General features: G+C 57.8%; 13 protein-coding genes and 1 pseudogene. 5 read left to right on the top strand and 9 right to left on the bottom strand.

The features are described from left to right. Positions 1-193 precede the first annotated feature (193 nt). Complete coding sequence (locus ACXJ5O_RS09615; RefSeq protein ID WP_310074679.1) at positions 194-553, top strand: hypothetical protein; 360 nt, start codon at positions 194-196, stop codon at positions 551-553. A gap of 124 nt (positions 554-677) precedes the next feature. Here ACXJ5O_RS09615 and ampC read toward each other — a convergent pair whose 3' ends face one another. The 6 genes from ampC to ACXJ5O_RS09585 all read right to left on the bottom strand — a co-directional run bounded on the left by ampC (position 678) and on the right by ACXJ5O_RS09585 (position 6,198). After that, positions 678-1,871 (bottom strand): class C beta-lactamase, encoded by a 1,194-nt coding sequence (gene ampC / locus ACXJ5O_RS09610; protein ID WP_457299688.1) that lies wholly within the window; start codon positions 1,869-1,871, stop codon positions 678-680. Between the two features lie 58 nt (positions 1,872-1,929). Further along, on the bottom strand, positions 1,930-2,529 hold the full coding sequence (locus tag ACXJ5O_RS09605) for a DUF922 domain-containing Zn-dependent protease (protein WP_457299687.1): 600 nt from the start codon (positions 2,527-2,529) through the stop codon (positions 1,930-1,932). A gap of 117 nt (positions 2,530-2,646) precedes the next feature. Beyond that, complete coding sequence (locus tag ACXJ5O_RS09600) at positions 2,647-3,165, bottom strand: DUF992 domain-containing protein (RefSeq protein ID WP_271899052.1); 519 nt, start codon at positions 3,163-3,165, stop codon at positions 2,647-2,649. A 198-nt stretch (positions 3,166-3,363) separates the two neighbouring features. Further along, positions 3,364-4,434 carry an ROK family protein gene (locus ACXJ5O_RS09595; RefSeq protein WP_457299686.1) on the bottom strand — a complete coding sequence of 357 codons (1,071 nt, stop codon included), beginning with the start codon at positions 4,432-4,434 and terminating at the stop codon, positions 3,364-3,366. A 78-nt stretch (positions 4,435-4,512) separates the two neighbouring features. Next, positions 4,513-5,181: a 3-oxo-tetronate 4-phosphate decarboxylase gene (gene otnC / locus ACXJ5O_RS09590; protein ID WP_457299685.1), complete on the bottom strand. Its 669-nt coding sequence runs from the start codon at positions 5,179-5,181 to the stop codon at positions 4,513-4,515. Between the two features lie 15 nt (positions 5,182-5,196). After that, complete coding sequence (locus tag ACXJ5O_RS09585) at positions 5,197-6,198, bottom strand: LacI family DNA-binding transcriptional regulator (RefSeq protein ID WP_457299684.1); 1,002 nt, start codon at positions 6,196-6,198, stop codon at positions 5,197-5,199. Positions 6,199-6,390: 192 nt separating this feature from the next. Between ACXJ5O_RS09585 and ltnD the strand changes: the two genes are divergently transcribed. Genes ltnD through ACXJ5O_RS09565 form a run of 4 tightly spaced genes read left to right on the top strand, consistent with a single transcriptional unit; the run spans position 6,391 to position 9,719 of the window. Further along, the gene (gene ltnD, locus ACXJ5O_RS09580; RefSeq protein ID WP_457299683.1) at positions 6,391-7,326 is read left to right on the top strand and encodes an L-threonate dehydrogenase; all 936 of its coding nucleotides are present in this window, start codon (positions 6,391-6,393) and stop codon (positions 7,324-7,326) included. Between the two features lie 14 nt (positions 7,327-7,340). Further along, a complete protein-coding gene (gene otnI, locus ACXJ5O_RS09575) occupies positions 7,341-8,117 on the top strand; it encodes a 2-oxo-tetronate isomerase (RefSeq protein WP_457299682.1) in 777 nt (258 codons plus the stop codon). Between the two features lie 3 nt (positions 8,118-8,120). Then, a complete protein-coding gene (gene otnK / locus ACXJ5O_RS09570) occupies positions 8,121-9,401 on the top strand; it encodes a 3-oxo-tetronate kinase (RefSeq protein WP_457299681.1) in 1,281 nt (426 codons plus the stop codon). A 33-nt stretch (positions 9,402-9,434) separates the two neighbouring features. Then, entirely contained in the window at positions 9,435-9,719 is a 285-nt protein-coding gene (locus ACXJ5O_RS09565; protein WP_457299680.1) for an acylphosphatase, read from the top strand. Between the two features lie 15 nt (positions 9,720-9,734). On the opposite strand, the gene ACXJ5O_RS09560 is transcribed toward ACXJ5O_RS09565, so the two are convergent. The 3 genes and pseudogenes from ACXJ5O_RS09560 to ACXJ5O_RS09550 all read right to left on the bottom strand — a co-directional run. Next, positions 9,735-10,493 carry a class II aldolase/adducin family protein gene (locus ACXJ5O_RS09560; protein WP_457299679.1) on the bottom strand — a complete coding sequence of 253 codons (759 nt, stop codon included), beginning with the start codon at positions 10,491-10,493 and terminating at the stop codon, positions 9,735-9,737. Between the two features lie 25 nt (positions 10,494-10,518). Continuing rightward, complete coding sequence (locus tag ACXJ5O_RS09555; RefSeq protein WP_457299678.1) at positions 10,519-11,037, bottom strand: tripartite tricarboxylate transporter TctB family protein; 519 nt, start codon at positions 11,035-11,037, stop codon at positions 10,519-10,521. Next, positions 11,034-11,310: pseudogene (locus ACXJ5O_RS09550) on the bottom strand (tripartite tricarboxylate transporter permease); the annotation flags it as partial. The pseudogene ACXJ5O_RS09550 and the gene ACXJ5O_RS09555, both read right to left, overlap by 4 nt.

The raw sequence follows: 11,310 nt of genomic DNA, 5'->3' as shown, positions 1-11,310 counted from the left end.
CGGCTATGCAACGCTGTCATACTCAAGTTTGCCTCCGTCAATACCTATGGCTAGTTTTTTCCGGCCCCTGCAAGATCTACCCTTGGCCAGCTACCCGGGAACCGCCGGCGATGATCACATCGCGACCCGACGGATCGAGACGGGTGGCTGACGATGGAGCGACCTGTCGCTCCATGAAAACCGGAGACGCAAAATGCGCTCAACTATTCTGAAAGCGGCTCTTGCCGCACTTCTCACCTCCGCTCCCCTTACAATGGCCTTCGCGGCGCCCGGCCCTACCCGGTATGTACCAAGTGGCCAGCTCAATTCCATTCTTACCGACGTTAACAATGCGGACACGCGGATTTCTCAAGAACGCAGCCAAAGGTTGATGACACCCGCCGAGGCCCATGGTCTCAAGGCCGAACTGTCTTCGATCCGTAAAGACGCAATCGCCGTCAACAGGGATGGTGTGATCCCGATGGGAGAGTATCGGCCATTGATGGGGAAAATCGAGAAGGTGAATGGTCAGTTATTCGGCGAACCGTATTATCGGTGGGACCATCTAAACTAGATACACCGGCTTCCTCCCATCTGGACAACGCCTCCGGGAACGGCCCTGGGGCGTTGCTGTTTGGTTCGATTGCACCGCTGTGGACCGCATTAGCCGCCCCAAAATGATGCGCAGAGAGGACGTCTTATTCGACGGGAGCTGGCTCATGACTCGCACCGTCACTGTCGAAGCGGGCGAAAAGCTGGTGAACGATCTTCACCCGGTCTTCGTTGGGGTAGAACCTGTTGGCCAGGATGACGATGCCCATCCGCTTCTCTGGTACGAAAGCGACATAGGCGCCGAACCCATTTGTCGATCCCGTCTTGTTGATGAGGACGTCCTGACGCGGTGACATTGGAGGACTTATCCGCTTGACGGGAGGCGCTGGCCTTGACGTTCTCTGAGAATTACCCTCAAGCAGCGTGGGAAGCGCGACCGGATAGTCATATTGCTCCCATACGAGGTCCTGGGTCATCTCGCCTACCCTGAAATAACCTGCATGCGTGTCGCTTATTGCGCGCGCCAGCTTCTCATCCAGGGACACGAGGTTCATGTTTGCCTTGAGGAACTGGACCAAGTCAGCGGCCGTCGTTCGCACACCATAAGCCTCCGATGACAGGACCGCATTGCTCATGCGCACGGGCTTGCCCGCTTTCGTGTACCCTTGCGCATAATCCGCCATCCTGTCCCTCGGGACGTTGATATAGCTGTTGGCCATGCCCATCGGTCGAAACAGCTTCTGTTCGACCAGCGTAGGGAAATCCCCTTTCATGCTGTGCGCCGTTATGTAGCCGAGCATGCCAATACTGGGGTTGGCATAGGTCCGGTGTGTGCCGGGCAGGTAAGCCGGCTGCCATTCCTTGAAATATTTAAGCATCTGCCGTTCGTTCGTGACGTTGTCCGGTACTTGCAGCGGAAAGCCTCCCGGCGTGTGCGTCGCCAGATGCAGAATTTCCACATCGCCAAAGGGGCTGCCTTGCAGGGCTGGAACGTACTTGCCTGCCGGCTCGGTCAAGGCGAGATCTCCGTTGGCTTGTGCGTAGGTAGCCAGCGTGGCGGTGAACGTCTTGCTGATTGAACCGATCTCGAACAGCGTTTTGTCCGTTATCGGCTTGCTGCCTTCCTTCGCCATTCTCCCATAGTAGAAAATATAAGATTTCTCATCAAGAACGACCCCGACAGCCATGCCTGGAATATCGTACTGGCTCATGACCGGCTGCACGGCGTCATTTACCCAGACTTCGACGTCATCCCGTTGATTCTCCGCTGCGCCAACAGAGCTTGCTGCTGTGATAGAAACGAACGCAGCCAGGATCGGAGCCAGAAGTTTCAGGTTCATCAGTTTTCATCCTTCAAGAATACAAATCCGGTGCTCAAGCACCCCCACGCCCGCTTGCCTAGGCCCCGTTCACCAATGCAAGGATGAGCTGGTGGATATTTCCGCCTTCACTGAGTTCAGTTCGGTCAAAATCACGGCTGTGCTGACGCTGGGTTTGAGAAAGTTCGGAAAGACGCTTCGTCATCTCCGCTCTGATCTTGGTGCATTTGGGGTCATGGGACACAGACAAGCCGACTGTTGCAGTCTCGATTGATTTTACCATCTCGCGGATCATTTCGCCGTGCACCGCCTCATGACGGCGGATCCCGGTGATAAAGGTCTCCCAGTTTCTGGCGACGGCGTCCGGCAGCTTTCCAGCAGGCTTCGGTACAGTGTAGGTGATTACAAGTTTGGGCTTTGCGGAGACGAGCGTGCAGGCATTGCCCTGATTCTCATATTTCCTCGACCATGTCAGGCGGAAATTCGTATGCGCAATGGCGCTCCCGTTGTCACCGGCTCTCGGTCCCCTCTCCCCAATCGATGCGTAAAGCTCAGCGCCGGATTCTCCTGAAACCGCGTAGCTCTCTACTTTTTCGACTGCTTGCCACTCGGCATGTGCAATTTCGGGTAACAAGGCGCAACAGGCAGCCAGCAACGAAAGTTGGACGACTGTTTTCACCAGAATCCCCCCGGATTATCCAAATCGTGAAAATGACGCCTTCACCTATCGGCGTTCGGCGCGCCTAGAGACTTGCTCCCTTCCGCCGGGGCGAAAGGGAGCTATAAAACAATGCCGTCAGTTCGCCGAGGCGAGCGTCATCGACGTGCCGGTGGCGGCAAGATTAAGACCAATCTGGCCCGTCACACTGATGGCCTGAAGATGGATCGAGCCTGCCGTGCCGCCAAACAGCACGTTGGTGCCGATACCGGCGCCGACTGTCGCTTCCGCCGTAGCGCCGCGATAGATGCCGCCGAGCGAGCCATGATGGTAGCCGGCTGTCGGTGCGAACACGGCCCAGATAAGCCGGCTGCGTGTGGTGAAGCCAACGTCAACGCCGAGCTTCTTGATTGCGCCGCTGTAGTGGTCCGAACGTTCGCCGCTAAGGCTGGAGCGGAAATCGCATTCAATCTCCTTGGCCGAGCCAAGCACATAACCAATGCCGCCGCCAATAGTGCAATCGAGGTAGCCGATCTTCACACCGCTGCGCAGATCCGGTTCCTCATAGGTCCGGATGGTGTCCGCCGCCTTGGCAGCCATCGTGCCCGCGAGAGTTAGCGACGCTGCCGTGAGTGCCATCGCAAGAATCTTTTTCATAATTTTCTCCTTTTAGTATGACCGGTGCACCGCAATCGGTCGTTCAGCCGACAAATTCAGCTAGCTGTATAGGTCATCAGATATGTGAGGGCGCAGTAGCAGACAGCCGCACAGTTCAGCGCCATTGGGACATTTTGAAGGCATGAAAAGGCTCTCCCAGTGCTGTTCCGCAATTCGCACCCCACTGTGCTCATCTGGTCACTCCTTGTTGGTAAAACGGGCGTTTCCGAGGCCTGTACCTATGGTCACGACCCCCCAACGCTCAACGTCCCGCATGAACGGAACCTGTGAGAGCCCCTGCACCACGGCATCATTATGCATGATGACAAAGGTTGGGTGATCGCCGATTTTCGGAACGGCTTCAACGAGAGCCGCCGGAAGATTGAAATTCTTGCTCTCCCAATTCCCGCCGGGAAGATTTTGGCCGCCATTCGCGATGGAACCGTCCGGCATGATCGTACCTGGACATGCAATGCCAATGACCGGTGCTGGCATAAGATTAGCCCTTTGCGCTCTGGCGATAAGACGTTCCACAACGCCCACGATATGCTCTACGGCTGCAGTGCGATTCGGCTCGTCATCGGCGTGGCGCCAAAGTTCCGATTTCCAAACTCTGGCTTTCGACAGATCGGCTTTATCCTTGCGGCGTGTTTCGACAACACCAGCGCGAATGTTGGTGCCGCCGATGTCAACGGCTATCAGCGAATCGTGACCCTCAAGCATCCAGGCGGGCATGAGTTGTACTGCACCGATAAGTCCGGCTTCATCCGGATGGTGCGCGATCGGCAAAAGCTCGATTTTCAAGCCATCCGATTTCAAGAGCACCATCGCCCGGGCAATGGCCAATTCCCCGAAAGCGCTTTCTCTCATGCCGCCGCCGACGACGACGCGTTCAGTGCCCTTCCAGCTCTTCTCCTTCAGGAAACGGGCAAGCACCTGGGCAAGTTCGCCGGCGAAATCATCGACTGCGCCGAGAACGAGGGCCGCCGCTTCCTTGTCCTTTCCCTGCACCAACGCATCGATCTCTTTTTTCGACAGGTCCTTTGTCGGAGTGTCCCCAAGCGGATCATCGCCGMCGTTTTTGATACGTTTGCGCCAATCGTCTAGTTTCTGCTGGAATGCCGATTTACTGGCCTTGTCGCCAATGAAACCATCCTTGTCGCGCAGCTTCAAATTGTAGCCGTCGACTGTTACCGACGGCAATGAAGGGGCGCCATGTGCAACTGGCACAGGATTATCCTGTTTCAAGTTGTCCTGGTGTTTCGTCATGCCTGCCCCTTGCACAAATTTACGATCATCGTGACAGGAACGCGGCGGCTTAGCCGAAGTTCCAGCCGGAGCTTGCACTCACTTGTGATCGTGATCGTCGTGAGCGGGGAGATCGAGGCCGAAAGTCGTAACGAGATCTGCAACCTGGGCGGGGCTGAGGTAGCGCGGATTGAGGTTTCGGAGGAGGAGATAAAGCTTCGCTGTCTCTTCCAGCTCTTCGGTGGCAAAGATAGCAGCTTCAAGACTGTCGCCGGCCACCACCGGCCCATGATTGGCCAGAAGCACGGAGGAGTATTTGCCCGCAAGTCCGCGGATCGCGTCGGCAACTGCAGGATCGCCGGGCCGGTAATAGGGCACGAGGGCGGTCTGACCGGCGCGCAAGAGATAATAGGGCGTCATCGGCGGCAGCGCGGCGCGTGGATCGATCWCCGGCAGCATTGTCAGGGCAACAGCATGCGTTGAATGAAGATGGACGACCGCGCGCGCACTGCCGCGCGTCTCGTAAAGGGCGCTGTGCAGCGGAATTTCCTTGGTGGGCTTGTCGCCCGAAACCAACATACCGGCAGCATCGAGACGAGAAAGCCGCGCCGGGTCCAGAAAGCCGAGCGAGGCATTCGTCGGGGTCACCAGCCAACCACCATCATCAAGCCGCAACGATATGTTGCCCGACGACCCGGGTGTCAGCCCCCGCTCGAACAGCGAACGCCCGTATCGKCAGATTTCCTCACGCAGGCGTGCATCAGACATTCGAATCMTCCGGTGTCAGGCAGTTGCACCTTCGATCAACTCAAAACCAAGATCGATAACCTGTGACGGTGCGTTGTCCACGATGAGCTTTGCCGCCATTTGTCCGGTCGCGACGCGCGGTGTGCGTATCGTCGACAGGGCTTGCGGCATAACCCGCCCGAGATCAAGGCCATTATAGCCAAAAATTGCCAGTTGGGACGGGATGACAATTCCTCGTGCCAAACAGTGGAAATAGCCACCGAGCGCCATGTCATCATTGGAAAAGTAGACGGCGTCGAGGTCAGGGGTTCTGGCCAGCAGAAGATCGAGACCGAAACGTCCATGTTCGACAGACGACGCCTCCCGGTAAATTTCCCGATCTGCAAGCGGTACGCCATTCGCATCCAATGTCTCGCAGAAACTTGAATAGCGTTTGCCAGCACGCGTATCGCGGTCGAGGTCATGGCCGACATAACCGATCCGGCGATAACCGCGCTTCAACAGAAACTCGGCGCTTGCACGGCCGGCTGCGCGATTCGAGAAGCCAACGGCAAGGTCCAGCGCGGTGCCATCCACATCGAGCATTTCCACGACCCGGCAATTGGCGGCGCGCAGCATCTTGATGCTGCGCTCGGTATGTTCATAGCCTGCCAGCATCACTGCCGCAGGCCGCCAGGCGAGCATCGAAGCAACCCGCGCCTCCTCCCTTGCGGGATCATAATCAGTGACAGCAAAAACCGCCTGATATTGATTTTCCTCCAGCGTTGCGCCCGCGCCTCTCAAAACATCGGCGAAAACGATATTGGACAGCGACGGTATGACAAAGGCGACGAGGCGAGACCCGGTAGAGGCCAGCGTACCAGCGATGCGGTTCGGCACATAACCGAGCCGCTCAACGGCTGTCATGACACGATCCCTTGTCTTGCCGGAATAAGAGCCATGGTTTCTTAAGACGCGCGAAACCGTGCTTTCTCCAACGCCGGCCGCCTCGGCAACCTGCGCAAGCGTCACTGCCGTCTGATTTCTGGAGGTACCCATCCCTCTTCTATTCTTTCCAACGCGCGGTCGACAGAAAGCATTTTGCCTCAGCTACTTCCCTAGTAAAGTTTTTTTGGCAGCGCTACCATTTTATGGTTGGCAGCGCTGCCATCCGTGGTTTATCACTTCAGGAGCGATCGTTGGATCCCGTGGTACGCCACTCGGATAACCACCAGACCGGAGGATATGTTTATGTCAGAGACCAATGCGGTTCGCCAAAATGCCGTTGTGGCGGCGGTAATCGGGCTGGGTTCGATGGGGATGGGAATGGCGAAATCCATGAACAGTGCCGGCATTGACGTGATTGGCTGTGACATTGCACCCGCGGCAGTCGATCGGTTCATAGCGGATGGCGGGCGTGGCGTCGCCACAGCAGCCGGCGCCGCCAAAGGTGCCGATATTGTTGTGTCCGTGGTCGTAAACGGTGCGCAGACCGAGGCCATATTATTCGGGCCAAACGGCATCGCCACCACAATGAAACCCGGCGCCGTGTTCATCTCGTCCGCGACGATGGATCCTGCTGTCGCACGAGATCTTGCGCAACGTGTCGAGGCTCTCGGCCTTCATTATCTGGATGCCCCGATATCCGGAGGCGCAGCAAAAGCGGCGAGCGGCCAGCTGACGATCATGGCGTCAGGCTCCAGGCAGGCCTTCGAGCTTGCCCGCCCGGCTCTTGATGCCATGGCGGGCAAAGTCTACGAACTCGGCGATGCAGCCGGAGCCGGTGCGGCCTTCAAGATGGTCAACCAGCTTCTTGCCGGTGTGCACATTGCCGCCGCTTGCGAGGCTATTACCTTCGCTGCAAAGCAGGGGCTCGACCTCGACAAGGTATACGAAGTGATTACTGCTTCCGCAGGTAACTCCTGGATGTTCGAAAATCGCGTGCCCCATGTGCTGGCAGGCGACTATACACCCCTCAGCACGGTCGAGATTTTTGTCAAGGATCTTGGCATCGTCCAGGATATGGCACGGGCAGAGCGTTATCCGGTGCCGCTCGTAGCTGCGGCTTTGCAAATGTATCTGGCTGCCTCCGGTGCCGGCATGGGTCACGATGATGACGCGTCTCTTGCACGGATATATGCCAGCCTGTCCGGTGCAAGGCTGCCGGATGCGAAACCCAAGGGTTGAGAAGGAAAGCGTTGATGCCGGTATTTGCCGCCAACCTGTCGATGATGTTTAACGAGTGGCCGTTCCTCGATCGCTTCGCCGCTGCTGCCGATGCCGGTTTTACCGCGGTTGAATATCTCTTTCCCTATGAGTTTCCGCCAGAAGCGATCTCCGAGAGGCTCGTCCGCAACAATCTTCAGCAAGCACTGTTTAACCTCCCTCCAGGTGATTGGGCCGCGGGTGAGCGCGGTATAGCTGCGCTGCCCGGACGGTTCGATGCCTTGAAGGCGGATGTGAAACGGGCGCTCGAATACGCATCGGCGACCGGCGTAAAGCGGCTGCACCTGATGGCCGGGATTGCAGATCCCCATGACGAGACGGCCGCATCCTGTTACCGGGGCTCGGTCACCTATACAGCCGGCCAGCTTGCCGAAGCTGGTATCGACCTGTTGCTCGAGCCGATCAATGGGCGAAACATGCCAGGATATTACCTCAATGATTTCAGCGCAGCCGAAGAGCTCATTACAGAACTCGGCCTGCCGAACCTGAAACTGCAGTTCGATATCTATCATCGTCAGATCATGCACGGCGATGTGGCCATGGCCTTGCGCCGCCTCATGCCTATCGTCGGACATATCCAGATTGCCAGCGTTCCCTCGCGCCACGAGCCAGATGGTGAAGAGCTGAACTATCCTTATCTATTCGATGAAATCGACCGGCTTGGCTATGGCGGGTTCATCGGGTGCGAGTACGTCCCCAGAGCCGGAACCCTGGACGGCCTGAAATGGTTCGAACCCTTTAGACGGAGGTAGACGTTGGCTATCTTGCTTGGATCAATCGCGGATGATTACACGGGGGCGTCCGATCTCGCCAATACGCTGACGAAGAACGGCCTGCGTACGATCCAGACCGTAGGCATACCCGACGCCGCGTTGGACCTGCCCGATGTGGATGCAGTCGTGGTCGCGCTGAAGATCCGCTCAGTAGCTGCAGCGGATGCTGTGTCATCTGCGTCAGCGGCCTATCAATGGCTGCACGGCAGAGGTGCCAAACACGTCCTTTACAAGATCTGCTCGACATTCGACTCCACCGATGCCGGCAATATCGGTCCGGTCACTGAAGCACTCGGCGATATTGCAGGAGGGGGGGTAGTTCTTGTAACGCCTGCCTTTCCGGAGACAGGGCGCACGGTCTATTTCGGCCACCTCTTCGTTAACGGACAACCGCTGAACGAAAGCCCCCTGAAAGATCATCCTCTCAATCCGATGCACGATGCCAATCTGGTACGCGTCATGGCAAGGCAGTCGCAGGGTACCGTGGGCCTCGTCGATCTGACGACGGTCGCAGGCGGGCCGGCGGCTGTGAAGGCGCGTCTCGACAGCTTACGCATGCAGGGCTTCACCACAGCAATCGCCGACGCAATCGTTGAACGCGATCTCGAAACACTCGGTGATGTCGCGGTTGAAATGGGAGTCTCAACCGGAGCATCCGGCCTGGGGCTCGGACTTGCCCGCGCTCTTGTAAAATCCGGTCAGGTGCCATTGCAGACGGGAACGACAGATGGTGCCATGCGTCCTGTCGGTGGACTGGCCGCCATTGTTGCCGGCAGCTGCTCCCGGGCGACGCTCGAGCAGCTGGAAATTGCCGAGCGGTCCATGCCCGTTCTGAAGCTCGACAGCGAAAAGCTGATTGCAGGTTCAGACGAAATAGCCGCGGCTCTTAGCTGGGCTGGCGAGCGCATTTCAGCTGGTCCCGTCGTTATCGCGGCAAGTGCGTCACCGGAAACGGTTTCCAGGCTCCAGTCGCGGTACGGACGTGAGGCATCGGGCCATGCGATCGAGGCAGCAACGTCGACTATCGCGGCCGAACTCGTGGCAAGGGGCGTACGGCGTCTGGTGGTCGCGGGCGGCGAAACCTCAGGCGCAGTGGTGGACCGGCTTGCCATTCCGGCATTTCTTATCGGGCCTGAAATTGCACCGGGCGTGCCAGTCCTGCGCACAGTCGGGAGTGCGCAGGGAGATATGCTCATGGCCCTCAAATCAGGGAACTTTGGGGGCAAGGGCTTTTTTGCAACCGCTCTGGCCATGATGCGTTAAAGACAATAGCGCGGACAGTTGATGGAGGCGGCGATGACGACCGAACCCAAAGCATTGATGGTTCACATCCGCGGAAGGGTGCAGGGCGTAGGTTTTCGCTTCTGGACGCAGGCGGAGGCACAAAAGCTTGGCCTGAGCGGCTGGGTGCGCAATGGCAGTGACGGCTCGGTTACGGCCCGCATCGCCGGACCGGAACGAGCTGTGTCCACAATGCTGCAACGCTTCAGGGAGGGGCCGCCAGAGGCGTCCGTTTCAAGCGTCACCAGCGAAGCTGTCGACAGCGACCAGCCGGCTGACGGTTTCAACATCGTCAGTTAGGACTGATCACTCCGATCAGGGTGCTGCGTAAGACCAGTCAGCGGCAACGACACCCGAATCGACAGCTCTTCCCGCGTAATATTTCCAGAGCTTGTGGACATGTCTGTCCCGATTGAACGTACGTCCAAAGTCCTCCAGTTCGCCGGCCGTAAGCGGTTCAACCTCTCCCAACATGTGGGCGTCGTACAATGCTCTGGCGTTCTCAACGAAATGGATCGAATCGATCAAGAGATGCTTGACCGATTCCGCGACAATCACCTGACCATGGGCCCTGATCTGCAGCGCCTGCCTTTGTCCCAGCGTCTCCGCGAGCGCCCGGCCAAGGGTGGCATCGCTCACGTGACTTGGATCCGGGTGAACGGGAATACCGCTCGCCCAGCGGATCGCATGGTTCTTGGCCGGGAGGAGCGGTTTGTTCTTCACAATCGTGAACGTTGTGGCGAGGTCATCGTGGAAATGCGCAACGGCCTGAACGTCCGGCCGGGCGCGAAGTATCTCAGTGTGGAGGTAAACTTCAGCCGGGGCGCGAATACCTTCCGGACCGGCCACTACGACACCATCGAGATCGCAGATCAACAGGTCATCGGGCCGCAGCGAAGCACGGCTCTGATCGAACGACTGGATCAACAAATGCTTTCCGTCCGGCAACCGCGCACTGACATGGCCGCTATAGCCAAGGATGTCGAGGCTATTGAGGATGAGCGTACAAGCGGCCACCTCTTCGCGCAATTTCTGCTCAACGCTTCCAGACTGGGGTTGCTGGTTAATGGTCATTCATAACTCCTGGATTTCATCCGCATCATTCGAAGAGCATGCCACGGTAAAGGGGGATGGAAAGGATCATCTCGAAGCTGAGCCAAAGGAACAGTGCGATCGAAGCTGCGATCAGGATGCTGAACTTGACGCTCTTGCGGCCCTCGACAATCATGTAAGATGCGACATAGGCCGGCACAGCAGGGAGAATGCCGACTATCATGACGGCGGCTGTAAATGCAGCGACCCAACCGACGGCCAATAGGTCCTTTTGCCCTGAAGGATGTTCTTCGCCTTCGTCGCCTGCCGCCTTCGGAACGCCCGGCAATCCGCTTGCCGGATTGAGATAGCGCCGGACCAATTCTCCGGTCGAGGTGGAGGTCCGCGAAAGTATATCCAGCGCAATCAAGACGATCAGGACATAACCGATGAGAAGCGGGACCTCTCGCGAAGCCGGAGGATAGCCATAGGCCGCGACAATGAATATCAGCGTAACCGCAAGAAACACCAGCGGCGGGCCAAAATTCTCGGCAAGCGCCGAAAAGCTCTTTCGTGGAGCGCTCATGATACTTCCTCGACTGAATGGCGCCGCTGCAAGAGCGTGCGTATCATTGGATAGGTCAAAGCCATGACGATCAGGGCAAACAGCAGCGCGGAAATCGGCCGTGTCACGAAGATCGACCAGCTGCCGCCCGAGATCATCATCGCCTGCGCGAAGCTGCGTTCGGCAAGTTCGCCGAGCACCAATGCGATGACCAGCGGCAGCCGCGGATAGTCGAAACGGATCAAGAGGTAACCAATCACGCCGAAGACGAAGGCGAGCACGATATCACCGGGC

The organism is Phyllobacterium sp. P5_D12 (assembly GCF_054049495.1).
The sequence above is the reverse complement of the archived record's forward strand: the minus strand, read 5'-3'. Positions and strand labels throughout refer to the sequence as shown.